This window comes from Streptomyces sp. NPDC046925 (assembly GCF_040644915.1).
Classification (GTDB): Bacteria; Actinomycetota; Actinomycetes; order Streptomycetales; family Streptomycetaceae; genus Streptomyces.
On the sequence record NZ_JBEYWZ010000008.1, the window covers coordinates 128471 to 143424 of the forward strand.

The following is a 14954-nucleotide window of genomic DNA, read 5'->3' on the forward strand; positions in this document are numbered from 1 at the left end:
CCGCTGAGCGGCGTCGTCGTCATCACCGGGATCATGGCCTCGGGCAAGTCCACGGTGGCGCAGGCGCTCGCCGAGCGGCTGCCGCGCGCGGCGCACGTACGGGGTGACGTCTTCCGCCGAATGATCGTGTCGGGCGGCCAGGAGTACGAGCCTGGCGCGTCGGACGAGGCGGCGGCCCAACTGCGCCTGCGGTACGGCCTGTCGGCCGCGACTGCCGACGCGTACGCCGCCGCGGGCTTCGTCGCCGTGGTCCAGGACGTCATCCTGGGCGAGGAGCTGAAGACGTACGTGGACCTGCTGCACACCCGCCCCCTGCACGTCGTCGTCCTGGCCCCGCGCCCGGACGCGGTCGAGTCCCGGGAGGCCGGGCGCGGGAAGACCGGTTACGGGGCGTGGACCGTGGCGGATCTGGACGCGGGGATGCGGTCCACGACCCCGAGGCTCGGGCTCTGGCTGGACAGCTCCGACCTGACGGTCGAGGAGACGGTGGATGCGATTCTCGCGCGGCTGGACGAGGCGCGGGTCTAGCGGGACGCGTGCGGGCCCGTCGTGGCCGGTCGCGCAGTTCCCCGCGCCCCTTTGGGGCGCTTCTTGAGGCCGTGGCGGGAAGTGCGGGCCCGTCGTGGCCGGTCGCGCAGTTCCCCGCGCCCCTTCGGGGCGCTCTTTGAGGCCGTGGCGGGAATCGAACCCACGTAACTCGCTTTGCAGGCGAGCCCCTAAACCACTCGGGCACACGGCCGAGTTGAACTCGACTCCTTGAACCTAGCCGTGGCCGGCGGGCACGCTCAAGGGATCTCCGCCTGCCGCAACGGAACTGCCACACCCCGTTCATGATTCATGGCGCGCTCCGGCGCCGAGGAAGAGCGTGGGCTGCCCCGTGCAGCGCGCGATCGTCTCGAAGTCGTAGTCCCGGTGGAGCAGCGTGCGCTCGGTCAGTTCGGCGGTCGCCGCGGTGAGCAGATCCACGACCCCTGGTGCGCGGTGCTCGCCGCGGTTGGTCAGCATGTGCTGGACCTCGCGTGCGCGTGAGTAGACGCTGTCGGGGACGGGGACCCACGCGTAGGCGAGGTTCAGGGCGCGCAGAATCGTGGCGCGGTCGGCTGCCGAGCGGGCGGTGTACAGGAACTCCAGCTCGGTCACGTCGCAGATCCCGACCAGTCCGGCATCAATCGTCTGATTCATGCCGTGGCGGTCGTCCAGGTCGGGCAGGAGGAGCGTGAGGGCCGAACTGTCGGCCAGAAAGCGCACGGTCATGCGGCGGTCGTCTGATCCTTGCCGGTCGGCTTGTGCAGGTCCTCGTAGGAGTCGTAGCCGTGCTTCTCGTTGAGGGCGTCGAGGTCGATCGCGCCGGAGGCGACGAGCTGAGCCAGCTCACGACGGGCCTCCGCACGTACGGAGCGCCGCTTTATGTCGGCGAGGGCCTGGTTCACGGTGTCCTTCTTGGTCGCCGTGCCCAGGATTTTCTGGGCCTCGGCGAGCGCTTCGTCGTCGATGTCGATGAGCATCTTCGTCATGGCCACTCCCTTGCGTATATACGGAAGGCTAGCACGTATATACTACGCCGCTACCGTAGCGCTTGGCGCGGTGCAGTCGCGGCAGTGGCCCGGTACCGGGGCCCGGAAGGCGCGGTCGCAGTGGTCGCAGTTCTGGAGGGGGTCCGGGCGTGGTGGGGGCGCCGGGGCGGCGGCCGGGAGCGGTGGTGGGAGGAACTCCGTGAGGCGGTGGGCCAGCAAGGCCGCCGGGCGGTGGATCGGGGTGGTGGGGAGCCCTGCCGTGAGCGTGCGGCGCACTGCCTCCGGGGCGATGCCCCGGTCCAGCCAGGCCGTGGCCGCCGGTGCGAGGCGGTGTACGTCGCGTTCGGCGAGCAGGAGGCGGGGGTCGTGGCGCCGCAGGTCCGTGAGGAGAGTGGTCGCGGGGGTGTCGTGCGCTACTGGGGGATGGGCTGATGGGGCGGGCGTCGGCGGTGGCTTGGCTGCCGTCATCGCGGGCGGGTTGTTGTACGACACCGTTCGCGTGATCACCTGCCCCGACGGCAGACGTTCCCGGGTGCGCGTGAGGTAGCCGTGGGCCTCCAGCTCACGCAGGGCGGCGGCGATGCGGACCTCCCCCTCGGGGAAGCGCTCCGCCAGGCGCTTGATGCTGACCTTGGCGCCGGCGGGCAGCGACTGGATGTGGGCGGCCAGGCCGATCGCCGTGAGGGAGAGATTCCGGTGCTGGGTGAGGTGGTTGCCGACCACGGTGAAGCGCTCCGGGTGGCGGCGGTTGATGTGCCTGATGCCGGAGGCGGGAACGGGGGATAGCGCGCGCGAGGGCGCGTTAGGGTGCTGATTAGTCAGCGGGAAGCGGCTTTCTTCCTCGGTGGTCAGGCCCTCGCCTTGGGATGCCAGTCCCGGCGGGGGCCGTTCTATGTCTGGAGTTGTCGAGGCCGAGCTTGCACCGCGAACTGGCATATGCGCCAGTTGCGTTGGGGGAGATCACCCGTGTGAGTGAGGGCGGCGGGGTTTGGGGTGGGTGGGGAGGTTTCTCTCCCTCGGTTCTTACGTACTTGACGTCGCGCCCCACCGATCGCGGGGCCACCGGGGTGTGGAAACCTCGATCGGATCAAATGGGGGCGGAGACGTCGATTTCCGCCCAAACAGTTTTGCAGAGGGGCGAGCTGCGCTCCGTACCCCAGCGGTCGGCCAGCGCGGCGACCAGGAACAGGCCTCGGCCCGACTCGGCGCAGGCGGGCGGCAGCTGGACATCTGCCGGTGGGCTGCGGTCCGCCCTCGCGTCCGTCACCTCAATACGGAGCGTGGCCGCCGCCTCGTTGAGCTTCAGCGTCAGTCGGAAGCTCCTGCCGGGTACGTGCCCGTGCAGCGCGGCGTTGCTCGCCAGCTCGGCGACGATCTGCTCCGCAGCCTCGAACGGAAGCCCCTGGGCGCGGAGTTGCTCGCCCGTGAGGAGCCGAGCCAGGCGGGCGCCTCTGCGGGTGGCGGAGAGCAGGATCGTGAACTGGTGCACGGGGATGCGTGGACAGTGGTGGCGGAGGGCGTAACGGCGGCGCGGATGAACCTGGTTGGGACGTCGACCCTGAGGACGAGATCAGCGCGGTGGTCGAGGTGGTCGGTCACCAGCTCAAGCTGCGGAGGGAGGCGGCGGGCCTGCGCGTGGCCGAGTTCGGGGAGGCCATCGGGTACGGGGAGGACCTCATCCGGAAGATCGAGCGCGGGGCGCGGATTCCTCGTCCCGAGTATCTGGACAAGGTCGATGAGGTCCTTGGTGCGGGTGGGCTCGTCTCCGCGATGAAGAAGGAGATGCGGGAGGCCAGGTATCCGAAGAAGGTGCGGGAGCTGGCGAAGCTGGAGGAGCGGGCGGTTGAGCTGGGGTTGTACAGCAACCACAGCATCCATGGCTTGTTGCAGACGGACGGGTACGCGAGGGCACTGTTCAAGATGCGGCGGCCCGCGTACTCGCAGGCCGAAGTGGAACGGGTGGTGGCTGCCCGCATGGCAAGACGGTCCATCTTCGAGCGCATGCCAGCTCCAGAACTGAGCTTCATCCAGGAAGAGGTGACGCTGCGGCGCCCGCTTGGAGGGAGGATGGTGTTGCGTGAGCAGCTTGAACGTCTGCTTGAGGTGGGGCAGTTGCGAAACGTCGAGATTCAGGTGATGTCGATCGACCGCGAGGAGCATGCCGGGGTGGATGGTGGGATCGAGGTGCTGAAGTTCGAGGACGGCACGGCGGTCGGGCGCTCCGAAGGGGCGTTTAATGGGCGCCCTGTCTCCGATCCGAGGCAGCTCCGTATCCTCGAACTGAGGTATGGCATCATCCGGGCCCAGGCTCTTGCACCACCGGAGTCGCTGGCCTTCATCGAGGAAGTGCTTGGAGAGACATGATCCGTATGGCCTCTGCCGGGGACACTGTCGAGCTGAGCTGGTTCAAGAGCAGTTACAGCAGCGGCAGCGAAGGTGACAGCTGCGTCGAGATCGCCCTGGAGTGGCACAAGAGCAGCTACAGCAGCAGCAACGAGTCCGGCGACTGCGTCGAGGTCGCGGCGGACTGGCGAAAGAGCAGCCACAGCAGCAGCAGTAACGGCGAGGACTGCGTAGAAGTAGCCACCACCCCCGCCACCATCCACATCCGCGACTCCAAGAACACCCAGGGCCCCCGCCTGGCCGTCACCCCCGCCGCATGGGGTGACTTCGTCACGTACGCCTCCGAGAGCTGACGCGCAGGCGGCCGGAGACGTACGACCAAGGGACCAGAAGGTCACCGACCCCGGACAGGGGTCATAGACCGCCACGCCCCTTACGCTGGCGAACATGAGCGCCCTGGAACCACGTGACGCCGAAGTCGCAGCCGCCCCGATAGTCCCGCCGTCCGAACTCCAGGGCGGAATCCTCCGCGCCCCCTACCGCGCGCTCAGCCTCGGCATCGTCTCCGTGGTGCTGCTCATCGCCTTCGAGGCGACCGCCGTCGGGACCGCGATGCCGGTCGCCGCCCGTGAGCTGGACGGTGTCTCCCTCTACGCCTTCGCCTTCTCCGCGTACTTCACGACCAGCCTCTTCGGCATGGTGCTCGCCGGGCAGTGGGCCGACCGGCGCGGGCCGCTCGGGCCGCTCGCCACCGGGATCGCGGGGTTCGCGGCGGGGCTGCTGCTCTCCGGGACCGCCGGGGCCATGTGGATGTTCATCCTCGGGCGGGCTGTCCAGGGGCTCGGCGGCGGGCTCGTCATCGTCGCCCTGTACGTCGTCGTCAGCCGGGCCTATCCGGAGCATCTGCGCCCGTCCATCCTCGCCGCGTTCGCGGCCAGCTGGGTCGTGCCGTCCGTCGTGGGCCCGCTGGTCGCCGGGACGGTCACCGAGCACCTGGGATGGCGCTGGGTCTTCGTCGGGATCCCGGTGCTCGTCGTGGCGCCGCTCGTGCTCGCCCTGCCGCAGATCCGGCGCAGGGCCGCCGGTCCCGTCTCCGATGCGGCCCCCGGACCCTTCGACCGGCGCCGCATCCGGCTCGCGCTCGGGATCTCGCTGGGCGCGGGGCTCCTCCAGTACGCCGGGCAAGACCTGCGATGGCTCTCGCTGCTCCCGGCGGCCGTCGGCGCGGCCGTCCTCGTGCCCGCCGTCCTCGGCCTGATGCCGCGCGGCACCTACCGGGCCTCTCACGGCCTGCCCTCCGTGGTGCTGCTGCGCGGCATCGCCGCCGGATCGTTCATCGCCGCGGAGTCCTTCGTGCCGCTGATGCTCGTCACCCAGCGCGGGCTCTCGCCGACCATGGCGGGGCTCTCGCTCGCCGTGGGAGGCGCGACCTGGGCGTTCGGGTCGTTCGTACAGTCGCGCCCGGCCATGGAACCGCACCGGACCCGGCTCATGGTCGTCGGCATGATCCTGGTCGCCGCCGCCATCGCCACCGCGCCCACGGTCCTGATCGACGCCGTCCCGGTGTGGATCGTCGCGGTGGCCTGGGCCTTCGGCTGCCTCGGCATGGGCACGGTCATCGGGTCCACCAGCGTCCTGCTCCTTCGCCTCTCGCCCCCGAAGGACGCGGGCGCGAACTCCGCCGCCCTCCAGATCTCCGACGGCCTCTCCAACGCCCTGCTCCTGGCCGCCGGAGGCGCGGCCTTCGCCGCGCTCGGCGGCGGGGCGGTGGGTGCCGGGCACGGTGCGGGCGGGGTGGCCGGCTCGCATCCGGGGGCGTTCGTCGCCGTGTTCCTGCCGATGGCCGCGGTCGCGCTGGTCGGAGCGTGGGTGGGGACGCGGCTGAAGGCGAAGACCGCCTGAGCGGCGGGTGTGACACCGGTCGCACCCGTCTGCGCCCCCGTGCCGTTCGCCTCGGCGCGTCAACCGGCACCGGTAGGGTGGCCCGGTTGTCGTACGTACTCGTACGCGTCTGTCGTCCGTACCCGAGCGCCAAAACCGGAGACCGTGACTACCACCGCCGCCAACTCCGCATCGCACCACCTCTCTCCCGCCTTCCCCGGCCGCGCCCCCTGGGGCACCGCCAACAAGCTGCGTGCCTGGCAGCAGGGCGCGATGGAGCGGTACCTCCAGGAGCAGCCGCGTGACTTCCTGGCCGTCGCGACCCCCGGCGCAGGCAAGACGACGTTCGCGCTGACGCTCGCGTCCTGGCTGCTGCACCACCATGTCGTGCAGCAGGTGACGGTGGTCGCGCCGACCGAGCACCTGAAGAAGCAGTGGGCGGAGGCCGCGGCCCGCATAGGGATCAAGCTGGACCCCGAGTACAGCGCGGGCCCGCTCAGCAAGGAGTACCAGGGCGTCGCCATCACGTACGCGGGTGTGGGCGTGCGGCCCATGCTGCACCGCAACCGCGTGGAGCAGCGCAAGACCCTCGTGATCCTCGACGAGATCCACCACGCCGGTGACTCGAAGTCCTGGGGCGAGGCCTGCCTGGAGGCCTTCGAGCCCGCGACCCGGCGCCTCGCGCTCACCGGTACGCCCTTCCGCTCCGACACCAACCCGATCCCCTTCGTCGCGTACGAGGAGGGGAACGACGGCATCCGGCGGTCGGCCGCCGACTACACCTACGGATACGGCAGCGCGCTCGGCGACGGCGTCGTGCGTCCCGTCATCTTCCTCTCCTACTCCGGCAACATGCGCTGGCGCACCAAGGCCGGTGACGAGATCGCGGCGCGGCTCGGCGAGCCGATGACCAAGGACGCCATCTCGCAGGCCTGGCGCACGGCCCTGGACGCGCGCGGCGAGTGGATGCCGAACGTGCTGAAGGCCGCCGACCAGCGGCTCACCGAGGTGCGGAAGGCCATCCCGGACGCCGGTGGTCTCGTCATCGCCTCCGACCAGGACTCCGCCCGCTCGTACGCCAAGCTGATCCGCGAGCTCACCGGCGAGAAGGCCACCGTCGTGCTCTCCGACGACGTGGGCGCGTCCAAGAGGATCGACGACTTCACCGCGAGCAACGACCGCTGGATGGTCGCGGTCCGCATGGTGTCCGAGGGCGTCGACGTGCCGCGCCTGGCGGTGGGTGTGTACGCGACCACGATCTCCACGCCGCTCTTCTTCGCGCAGGCCGTGGGCCGTTTCGTACGGTCCCGGCGGCGCGGCGAGACCGCGTCCGTCTTTCTGCCCACGGTCCCCGACCTGCTCGGCCACGCCAACGAGATGGAGGTCGAGCGCGACCACGTGCTCGACAAGCCGAAGAAGGAGGGCGAGGAGGACCCCTACGCCGAGTCCGAGAAGGAGATGGACGAGGCGAACAAGGCGGAGGACGAGGACACCGGCGAGCAGGAGCAGTTCTCCTTCGAGGCCCTTGAGTCCGACGCCGTCTTCGACAGGGTCCTCTTCGACGGCGCCGAATTCGGCATGCAGGCCCACCCCGGCAGCGAGGAGGAGCAGGACTACCTGGGCATCCCGGGGCTCCTCGAACCCGACCAGGTGCAGATGCTGCTCCAGAAGCGGCAGGCCCGGCAGATCGCGCACAGCAAGAAGCGGCCCGACGAGGAGGCGGACCTTCTCGAACTCCCCGCCGAGCGGCGGCCCGTGGTCTCCCACAAGGAGATGCTCGAACTGCGCAAGCAGCTCAACACGATGGTCGGCGCGTACTCCCACCAGAGCGGGAAGCCGCACGGCGTGATCCACACCGAGCTGCGGCGCACCTGCGGCGGTCCGCCGAGCGCGGAGGCGACGGCCGGGCAGCTGCGGCAGCGCATCGCGAAGGTCGGGGAGTGGGCCACCCGCATGAAGTAGGGCCCTCTTTCCCGGCGACGGGGGAGGAGGGGTGTGTTCCGAGTGTGGGGGAGTCGTGCGTACTCCTGGCCGCGTGCCCCGCGTATGGGGCATTGCGCCCCTAACAGTCGGTCTCGTGCCCGGATTCTGGACGGAGTCTTCCGCTGAGCGGGACGGTCTCGCTACTGTCCCCGAAACGTACACGCCCCGTGGCAGCGCCGCCGCGGAGCGCAGCCGGAGTTCCGACCGGCGGCCTCTGACGCGCGTCGCCCACGGGACCGGCGACGCAACCGCCGCGTAAAGGGGCCGTCGACCCTCACCTAAGGAGTGGGCGTCGTGACCGCGGAGACTTCCCAGACCCTCGACAGAGGGCTGCGTGTCCTCAAGTTGTTGGCCGACACCGATCACGGGCTCACCGTCACCGAGCTCTCGAACAAGCTCGGCGTGAACCGCACCGTGGTGTACCGCCTCCTGGCCACCCTTGAGCAGCATGCCCTGGTCCGCCGTGACCTGGGCGGCCGCGCACGGGTCGGCCTCGGGGTGCTGCGCCTGGGCCGTCAGGTGCATCCGCTGGTGCGGGAGGCCGCGCTGCCGGCGCTGCGCTCCCTCGCCGAGGACATAGGGGCGACCGCGCATCTGACGCTGGTCGACGGGACCGAGGCGCTCGCCGTGGCCGTGGTCGAACCGACCTGGACGGATTACCACGTGGCCTACCGCACCGGCTTCCGGCACCCCCTGGACCGGGGCGCCGCGGGCCGGGCGATCCTCGCCGCCCGGCAGGGCCTCGCCACCGACCCCGGCTACGCGCTCACGCACGGCGAGCTTGAGGCGGGCGCGAGCGGGGCCGCGGCGCCGCTGGTGGGCGTCACCGGCATAGAGGGCAGCGTGGGCGTCGTGATGCTGTCGGACTCGGTGCCGGAGCGGGTGGGGCCGCGGGTGGTGGATGCGGCGCGCGAGGTTGCCGATGCGTTGCGCTGAGGCCGCGCGGGCGAACCGGCTTTTCCTGGCGCCGTAGATCACCGGCTCCGCCGGGTTCGTCCTCAAGCGCCGGACAGGCTTGATACCGCTCGTCCGTCGTCGCCTGACAGGGTGGATGCAAAACCGCGTCCGTTAGATTGATCCCGTGTTCTCCCTCTCCAGCCTCACGCGCCCCAAGGCCCTCGCCGTCTGTGCCGTACCCGTGGTCGCCCTGCTCGCCGTCACCGCACTGGCCCCGCTGCCGTTCGCGGTGGCCCAGCCGGGGTCGACGGCGAACGTGCTCGGCGCGAGCGAGGGCAAGCCGGTCATCACGATCAGCGGTGCGCCCACGCGTGAGACGAGCGGGCAGCTGCGCATGACGACGATCGTGGCGACGGGGCCCGAGATGGACGTGAGCCTGGGCGACGTGGTGGACGGCTGGTTCCGTACGGACCGGTCCGTGATGCCCAAGGACTCGGTGTACCCCACCGGCGACAACGAAGAGGAAGTCGAGAAGCACAACCTCGGCGACATGAAGAAGTCGCAGGACACGGCCACGCGGGCCGCGCTCTCCTATCTGAAGGAGAACGGCGTGGACGGCACGGACAAGGTGAAGGCGAAGGTCGACCTCGGCAAGGTCGGCGGGCCCAGCGCGGGCCTCTTCCTCTCGCTCGGCATCATCGACATGATCGACGGGAACGGCAGCGGCGGGGACCTGACGGGCGGCCGGAACATCGCGGGCACCGGCACGATCACCGACGACGGCAAGGTCGGCCCGGTCGGCGGCGTCTCGATGAAGACGCAGGCCGCCAAGCGGGACGGGGCGAGCGTCTTCCTGGTTCCTCAGGCGGAGTGCTCGGACGCGCAGGCGGAGCTGCCGAAGGGCCTGCGGCTGATTCCCGTCAAGACGTTGCAGGGTACGGTCGAGTCGCTGCGGGCGCTGGACAAGGGCGGAAAGGTTCCGAGCTGCTGACCAGCCTTAACCCCAACTCGACCAGGGTCCAGCCGAGTTGCGTACGCAGCCGGGGTGCCCGGGGGCAGTGCGGGGGAGCCGTCTCGAGCAGTTCGGCGGCCCGGGTGTGGTGCAGCAGCAGGTGTACGTCGGAGTGCATGGCTGGGCCCTCTCACTCGGTGTAGTGCGTCGGGAAGATGTGCGTGTGCAGGCGCACCCTGGCGGAGTCCGGATGTGACGCGTCGACCGCCAACGCGCGGTAGCTCTCGATGAGTTCGTCGATCTTGCCGCTCAGTTCGGTGGTGAGCTCGGGCGTCAGGCGCAGTGTGTAGTCGCTGACGTCGGAGCTCTCGATCCACTCCGCGGACCATTCGTGCTGGGTGCCGATCCAGGTGGATATTTCCGTGGCGTGGAACGTCGCGACCTCGTGGAGGTAGACGGCGACCGCGCCGCGCACCGCCGGGTCCGGGTCGCGCATGAGGGAATCGTCCAGGCGCGTCCCCTGGTGCGCCGACTGCCACCAGCGCTCGCGGCCCTTGCCGCGCTCCGGGGCGTCCTCGACGAAGCCGTGGGCCGCGAGCTGGCGCAGGTGATAGCTGGTCGCCCCGCTGGACTCGCCCAGGCGGTCGGCCAGTTGGGAGGCGGTGGCGGGTCCGTCCTTCCGCAGGGAGACGAGCAACTGCATGCGCAGCGGATGGGCGAGCCCCCGCAGCGAGCGGGGGGTGAGGTCGTGGATCTTCCGGGCCTCGGGCTCCGGCGTGCCGTCCGTCATGCCTAGAAGGTAAGCATGCAAAGACTCCGTTGCAACCCTTTCTTTGCAACGGAGTCTTTGTAACTTCCGGAGGTCGTGATTCCGCCGGGCGCCCACGCCAGGGCCCCGCCAGGGCCCCCGCCAGGACTACTCCTTGATGAAGCCCTCCTGGATCAGCCACTTCTTCGCCACGTCGTGCGGATCCTCGCCGTCCACGTCCACCTTGGAGTTCAGCTCCTGGGCCATCGTGTTGTCCAGCTTCTTCGTGATGGGGGCCAGGACCTCGGCGATCTCCGGGTGTTCCTTCAGGGACTTGCTGTTGATCTCCGGGGCGACGTTGTAGTTGGGGAAGAAGTGCTTGTCGTCCTCCATCGTCGTCAGGTTCATCGCCTTGATGCGCCCGTCGGTGGTGAAGACCTCGCCGTACACGCACGAACCCTTGGCGGCCTGGGTGTAGATGATCCCGGTGTCCATCTTGGTGATGTTGGAGTTGGGGACCTTCATCCCGTACTCCTTCTGCATGCCCGGCAGCCCGTCCTCGCGCGAGGAGAACTCGCTCTCCACGCACAGCGTGACCGCCTTGGGATCCGACTTGGAGAGGGCCGCCACGTCGGAGAGCGTCTTCGTCTTGTACTTGGCCTTGTTCTTCTGGTTGAAGGCCAGGGCGTAGGTGTTGTTGAGCTCGGCGGGCGGCAGCCAGGTGACGCCGTTCTCCGCGTCCGCCTTGCGCACCGCTTCCCACTGCTTGTGCGGGTCGTCGATGGGATCGGAGTTGCCGAGGTACGTGATCCAGGCGGTGCCCGTGTACTCGTACATGGCGTCCGCGTCACCGTTCTTGACGGCCTCGCGGGCGCCGATCGAGCCCTGGATGCCCGTACGGTCCAGGACGTCCGCGCCGGCCGCCTTGAAGGCGATGCCCATGATCGCGCCGAGGACCCGCTGTTCGGTGAACTCCTTGGACGCCACGGTGAGGTCGGCGCCCTTCAGGGGGAGGCCCTTGCCGACCGTGCCCGGCTTGACGTCGTCCACCATCGGGCTGCCGCTGGTGAGGCCGCAGCTCACGAGCAGGGCCCCGCCCACGACACCGGCGGCCGCCGTACGCAATGTCAGTGTCATCCTCATGACCCGGCCTCCAACCCGCGCGGACGAAGGACCAGTTCGGCCAGGGAAGCCAGCCAGTCCACGAGCAGCGCGAGCGCGATCGTCAGGATCGAGCCGAGCATGAGCACCGGCATCCGCTGGTTGGTGATCCCGGTGGTGATGAGGTCGCCGAGCCCGCCGCCACCGCCGAAGGTGGCGAGCGTGGCCGTACCGACGTTCAGGACGAGCGCGGTACGCACGCCCGCGAGGATCAGCGGTACGGCCAGCGGGAGTTCGACCTTGCCGAGGACGCCGAGCGGCGACATCCCGATGCCGCGCGCGGCCTCCAGGAGGGTCGGGTCATTGGCGTTCAGGCCCGCGATGGTGTTGGAGAGGACCGGCAGGACGGCGTAGATGATGATGCCGATCAGGGCCGCCTTCTCGCCGATGCCGATCCAGATCACCAGGAGGGCGAGGAGACCGATCGCCGGGGTCGCCTGGCCGATGTTGGCCAGGGCCATCGCGACGGGCGCGCCTTTGCGGAGCTTCCTGCGGGTCAGCAGGATGCCGAGCGGGATCGCGATGATCAGCACGAAGAAGGTGGAGATCACCGTCAGCTCGATGTGCTGGCGCAGCCTGAGCCACACATTGCCGTCCGCCAGGGCGTTCTTCGAGATCGAGTCCAGGTCGGCCTGCTGGAACCACAGCCAGGTGAGCAGCAGGACGACGACGAGGAACGCGGGCAGGACGACGAGCTTGGGCCAGCCGATCCGCCGTGCCCGGCCCGCGGCCCCCGCTCCCGGGGGCGGGGGCTCCGGTTCGCCCTCGCCCGTGTCGCGGAAGAGATGGCCCTTGACCTCGTGCTCCCCGTCGGGGCGCGGTTCGGGGGCGTCCAGAGGCGATGGCTTGTGCTCGGGGATCCGGGGGTTGTTCCCGGGGATGCCGCTCACGCCTTCGCCGCCCCTCCGTCGCCCTCCTGCTCGTGGTGGGTCAGCAGAGAACGCTGCTCCTGCAGTTCGTGCTGGTGCTCCACGGCGTCGAGGCGGTCCGCCTCCAGCATTTCGTGGACGGAGTTCATCAGGGTCTGCATGTCCACGACGCCGGTGAACTCGCCGCGCCGCCCGGTGACCGCGACCCGCCCCGCGTTGTCCGTGAGGACCGCTTCGAGCGCGTCGCGCAGGGTGGCGTCGCGGGTGACCGTGTCGTGGACCAGGGTGCCCGCGCGGGCCAGGGAACCCTCGGCGCGCATCAGGTCGCCGCGCCGCAGCCACTTGTAGGGGCGGCGGCGTTTGTCGAGGAGCAGCAGTTCGTTCGTACCGCTGGAGCGCAGCTTGTCGAAGATGTCCTGGAGCGGATCGTCGACGGTCACCGTCGCGAAGTCGGCGATCTCCACGTCCCGTACGCGGGTGAGGTTGAGCCGCTTCAGGGCCGCGCCCGCGCCCACGAAACCGGAGACGAAGTCGTCGGCGGGGTTGGTCAGGATGGCTTCCGGGGTGTCGAACTGCGCGATGTGCGAGCGCTCCCGGAGCACCGCGATGCGGTCGCCGAGCTTGATCGCCTCGTCGAAGTCGTGCGTGACGAAGACGATCGTCTTGTGCAGCTCGTGCTGGAGCCGGATCAGCTCGTCCTGGAGGTGGTCGCGGGTGATCGGGTCGACCGCGCCGAACGGCTCGTCCATCAGGAGGACGGGCGGGTCGGCGGCGAGGGCCCGGGCCACGCCCACGCGCTGCTGCTGGCCGCCGGAGAGCTGGCGCGGGTAGCGGTCGTGGAACTCGGCGGGGTCGAGCCCGACGAGGTCGAGCATCTCCTCGACCCTGGACTTGATCTTCGTCTTGCCCCAGCCGCTCATCTTCGGCACGAGGGCGATGTTCTGGGCGACGGTCATGTGCGGGAAGAGCCCGGACGACTGGATCGCGTACCCGATCTTGCGGCGCAGCTTCACCGGGTCCATGTCGGTGACGTCCTCGCCGCCGATGCGGATACGGCCGCTCGTCGGCTCGATGAGCCGGTTGATCATCTTCAGTGTGGTCGACTTACCGCAGCCCGAGGGGCCGACGAGGATGACGATCTCGCCCGCCTTGATCTCCATGCTGACGCTGTCCACCGCGGGGTCGCCGCTGCCCGCGTACCGCTTGGTGAGGTTCTCCAGCTCGATCGTCGCGCCCGTGGTGTCCGGGGCCGCCGCGCCCTCGGCCGTCGCCCCGTCGGTGGAAGTCGCGGTGGTCTCAGACACGGATCCCCCTCGGGATGGTCAGCCGGCCGATCAGGATGTACGCGGCGTCGAAGAGCAGGGCCAGGACGATGATCCCGAGCGTGCCCGCGAGTACCTGGTTGAGCGCGTTCTTGCTGCCGAGCGAGCCGATGCCGCGGAAGATCTCGTTGCCGAGGCCGGGCCCCGACGCGTAGGCGGCGATGGCGGCGATGCCCATCAGCATCTGCGTGGAGACGCGGATGCCGGTCAGGATCGGCGGCCAGGCCAGCGGCAGCTCCACCCGCAGGAGTCGGGCGCCCCGCGACATCCCGATGCCCTTGGCCGCGTCGACCAGGGAGGGATCGACGCCGCGCAGGCCGACGATGGCGTTGCGCACGATGGGGAGCAGGCCGTAGAGGGTCAGGGCGATGACCGTCGGGGCGACACCGAGGCCGACGACGGGGATCAGCAGACCGATCATGGCGAGCGAGGGGACCGTCAGGATGGTGGAGGTCGCGGTCGTGGCCAGGCTGCCCGCCCACTCGCTGCGGTACGTGATGATGCCGATCAGCACTCCGATGACGGTCGCCACGACCATGCACTGGAAGACGGCGCTTGCGTGCTGATAGGCGTCCGTCAGCAACTGCTGGTGGCGGTTGCCGAGGTAGTCCCAGAAGTTCACTGAACTGCTCACCTCGCCGGGGCGCGGTTCAGACGGCGCCGGGAGTCTCCCGCCGCCCGCGTGCTGCGTACGTCATGGGGCCGTACCGCTCCGTGCCCGTCCGGCCGTCCGTTCTCCTACTTACCCGCATCAGGTGCCCTCTGACGCCTGTTCGACCAACGGGATGATCCGCAGCGGAACAGGGTTCTCCATGACGATCGCCGTGGAGGCCCGGACGATGCCATCAAAACCCAGGACCCGGTCGATCACACGTTGGAGATCCGCGTTCGAACGGGCGACGAGGCGGCAGAGCATGTCCCCGTGGCCGGTGATGGTGTGCAGTTCGAGGACCTCGGCGACGGTCGCCAAATGCGCCCGTACATCGGCTCCCTGGCCCTGTTTGATCTCCAGCGTGGCGAAGGCGGTGACGGGGTAGCCGAGGGCGGCGGGGTCGACTTCCGGGCCGAAGCCGCGGATGACTCCGTTCGACTGAAGACGGTCCATCCGGGCCTGCACGGTCCCGCGCGCGACGCCGAGCCGGCGCGACGCCTCCAGGACACCGATGCGGGGCTCGCGGGCGAGCAGCACGATGAGCCTGCCGTCCAGATGATCGATCGTCATGGGGCGTTCTTCTCCGCTTCAAAGGTGGTCATCGTGTACAGATGGTCCGCTCACTCTGCCCT

17 protein-coding genes and 1 tRNA gene are annotated in these 14954 nt (G+C 69.7%); 7 read left to right on the forward strand and 11 right to left on the reverse strand.

The genetic code is table 11. The features are described from left to right. Nucleotides 1-3 precede the first annotated feature (3 nt). Nucleotides 4-528, forward strand: coding sequence for an AAA family ATPase (locus ABZ906_RS29165; RefSeq protein ID WP_361186981.1), 525 nt, complete (start codon nucleotides 4-6; stop codon nucleotides 526-528). Between the two features lie 139 nt (nucleotides 529-667). Here ABZ906_RS29165 and ABZ906_RS29170 read toward each other — a convergent pair. The 5 genes from ABZ906_RS29170 to ABZ906_RS29190 all read right to left on the reverse strand — a co-directional run bounded on the left by ABZ906_RS29170 (nucleotide 668) and on the right by ABZ906_RS29190 (nucleotide 3003). Next, nucleotides 668-739, reverse strand: a tRNA-Cys gene (locus tag ABZ906_RS29170). Nucleotides 740-828: 89 nt separating this feature from the next. After that, on the reverse strand, nucleotides 829-1254 hold the full coding sequence (locus tag ABZ906_RS29175) for a PIN domain nuclease (RefSeq protein ID WP_361186731.1): 426 nt from the start codon (nucleotides 1252-1254) through the stop codon (nucleotides 829-831). Then, nucleotides 1251-1514, reverse strand: a complete 264-nt coding sequence (locus ABZ906_RS29180; protein WP_361186728.1) for a type II toxin-antitoxin system VapB family antitoxin — start codon at nucleotides 1512-1514, stop codon at nucleotides 1251-1253. The genes ABZ906_RS29175 and ABZ906_RS29180 overlap by 4 nt, the downstream gene beginning before the upstream one ends. A 42-nt stretch (nucleotides 1515-1556) precedes the next feature. Continuing rightward, on the reverse strand, nucleotides 1557-2237 hold the full coding sequence (locus tag ABZ906_RS29185; RefSeq protein WP_361387650.1) for a helix-turn-helix domain-containing protein: 681 nt from the start codon (nucleotides 2235-2237) through the stop codon (nucleotides 1557-1559). Nucleotides 2238-2601: 364 nt separating this feature from the next. Beyond that, nucleotides 2602-3003, reverse strand: coding sequence for an ATP-binding protein (locus ABZ906_RS29190; protein WP_361387653.1), 402 nt, complete (start codon nucleotides 3001-3003; stop codon nucleotides 2602-2604). 8 nt (nucleotides 3004-3011) lie between these two features. Here ABZ906_RS29190 and ABZ906_RS29195 point away from each other — a divergent pair, with 8 nt between their 5' ends. From ABZ906_RS29195 to ABZ906_RS29220, 6 genes are all read left to right on the forward strand, one after another. Next, on the forward strand, nucleotides 3012-3878 hold the full coding sequence (locus ABZ906_RS29195) for a helix-turn-helix transcriptional regulator (protein WP_361387656.1): 867 nt from the start codon (nucleotides 3012-3014) through the stop codon (nucleotides 3876-3878). After that, entirely contained in the window at nucleotides 3875-4210 is a 336-nt protein-coding gene (locus ABZ906_RS29200) for a DUF397 domain-containing protein (protein ID WP_361387659.1), read from the forward strand. The genes ABZ906_RS29195 and ABZ906_RS29200 overlap by 4 nt, the downstream gene beginning before the upstream one ends. A 94-nt stretch (nucleotides 4211-4304) precedes the next feature. Further along, a complete protein-coding gene (locus ABZ906_RS29205; RefSeq protein WP_361387662.1) occupies nucleotides 4305-5759 on the forward strand; it encodes an MFS transporter in 1455 nt (484 codons plus the stop codon). 144 nt (nucleotides 5760-5903) lie between these two features. After that, a complete protein-coding gene (locus ABZ906_RS29210; protein ID WP_361186714.1) occupies nucleotides 5904-7700 on the forward strand; it encodes a DEAD/DEAH box helicase in 1797 nt (598 codons plus the stop codon). 315 nt (nucleotides 7701-8015) lie between these two features. Continuing rightward, nucleotides 8016-8657 (forward strand): helix-turn-helix domain-containing protein, encoded by a 642-nt coding sequence (locus tag ABZ906_RS29215; RefSeq protein WP_190080202.1) that lies wholly within the window; start codon nucleotides 8016-8018, stop codon nucleotides 8655-8657. Between the two features lie 145 nt (nucleotides 8658-8802). After that, nucleotides 8803-9609 carry a S16 family serine protease gene (locus tag ABZ906_RS29220; RefSeq protein ID WP_361387665.1) on the forward strand — a complete coding sequence of 269 codons (807 nt, stop codon included), beginning with the start codon at nucleotides 8803-8805 and terminating at the stop codon, nucleotides 9607-9609. A gap of 151 nt (nucleotides 9610-9760) precedes the next feature. Here the strand turns inward: ABZ906_RS29220 and ABZ906_RS29225 are convergent, their stop codons facing one another. The 6 genes from ABZ906_RS29225 to ABZ906_RS29250 all read right to left on the reverse strand — a co-directional run bounded on the left by ABZ906_RS29225 (nucleotide 9761) and on the right by ABZ906_RS29250 (nucleotide 14892). Beyond that, nucleotides 9761-10360, reverse strand: a complete 600-nt coding sequence (locus tag ABZ906_RS29225) for a helix-turn-helix domain-containing protein (RefSeq protein ID WP_361387668.1) — start codon at nucleotides 10358-10360, stop codon at nucleotides 9761-9763. 126 nt (nucleotides 10361-10486) lie between these two features. Further along, nucleotides 10487-11455 carry a glycine betaine ABC transporter substrate-binding protein gene (locus ABZ906_RS29230; RefSeq protein ID WP_361186978.1) on the reverse strand — a complete coding sequence of 323 codons (969 nt, stop codon included), beginning with the start codon at nucleotides 11453-11455 and terminating at the stop codon, nucleotides 10487-10489. Nucleotides 11456-11457: 2 nt separating this feature from the next. Continuing rightward, nucleotides 11458-12315 (reverse strand): ABC transporter permease, encoded by an 858-nt coding sequence (locus tag ABZ906_RS29235; protein WP_361388016.1) that lies wholly within the window; start codon nucleotides 12313-12315, stop codon nucleotides 11458-11460. Between the two features lie 50 nt (nucleotides 12316-12365). Then, nucleotides 12366-13652 (reverse strand): betaine/proline/choline family ABC transporter ATP-binding protein, encoded by a 1287-nt coding sequence (locus tag ABZ906_RS29240; protein WP_361387671.1) that lies wholly within the window; start codon nucleotides 13650-13652, stop codon nucleotides 12366-12368. Continuing rightward, on the reverse strand, nucleotides 13645-14292 hold the full coding sequence (locus tag ABZ906_RS29245) for an ABC transporter permease (RefSeq protein ID WP_361186701.1): 648 nt from the start codon (nucleotides 14290-14292) through the stop codon (nucleotides 13645-13647). Before ABZ906_RS29245 ends, ABZ906_RS29240 begins: the two co-directional genes overlap by 8 nt. Before the next feature lie 129 nt (nucleotides 14293-14421). Beyond that, nucleotides 14422-14892, reverse strand: a complete 471-nt coding sequence (locus ABZ906_RS29250) for an Lrp/AsnC family transcriptional regulator (RefSeq protein ID WP_361186698.1) — start codon at nucleotides 14890-14892, stop codon at nucleotides 14422-14424. Nucleotides 14893-14954 lie beyond the last annotated feature (62 nt).

Excerpts from the sequence above, each read along its gene's own strand:
- ABZ906_RS29205 (WP_361387662.1), top strand. The coding sequence starts at position 4,305 with ATGAGCGCCCTGGAACCACGTGACGCCGAAGTCGCAGCCGCCCCGATA.
- ABZ906_RS29200 (WP_361387659.1), top strand. The coding sequence starts at position 3,875 with ATGATCCGTATGGCCTCTGCCGGGGACACTGTCGAGCTGAGCTGGTTC.
- ABZ906_RS29230 (WP_361186978.1), bottom strand. The coding sequence starts at position 11,455 with ATGACACTGACATTGCGTACGGCGGCCGCCGGTGTCGTGGGCGGGGCC.
- ABZ906_RS29250 (WP_361186698.1), bottom strand. The coding sequence starts at position 14,892 with ATGACGATCGATCATCTGGACGGCAGGCTCATCGTGCTGCTCGCCCGC.
- ABZ906_RS29225 (WP_361387668.1), bottom strand. The coding sequence starts at position 10,360 with ATGACGGACGGCACGCCGGAGCCCGAGGCCCGGAAGATCCACGACCTC.
- ABZ906_RS29180 (WP_361186728.1), bottom strand. The coding sequence starts at position 1,514 with ATGACGAAGATGCTCATCGACATCGACGACGAAGCGCTCGCCGAGGCC.
- ABZ906_RS29175 (WP_361186731.1), bottom strand. The coding sequence starts at position 1,254 with ATGACCGTGCGCTTTCTGGCCGACAGTTCGGCCCTCACGCTCCTCCTG.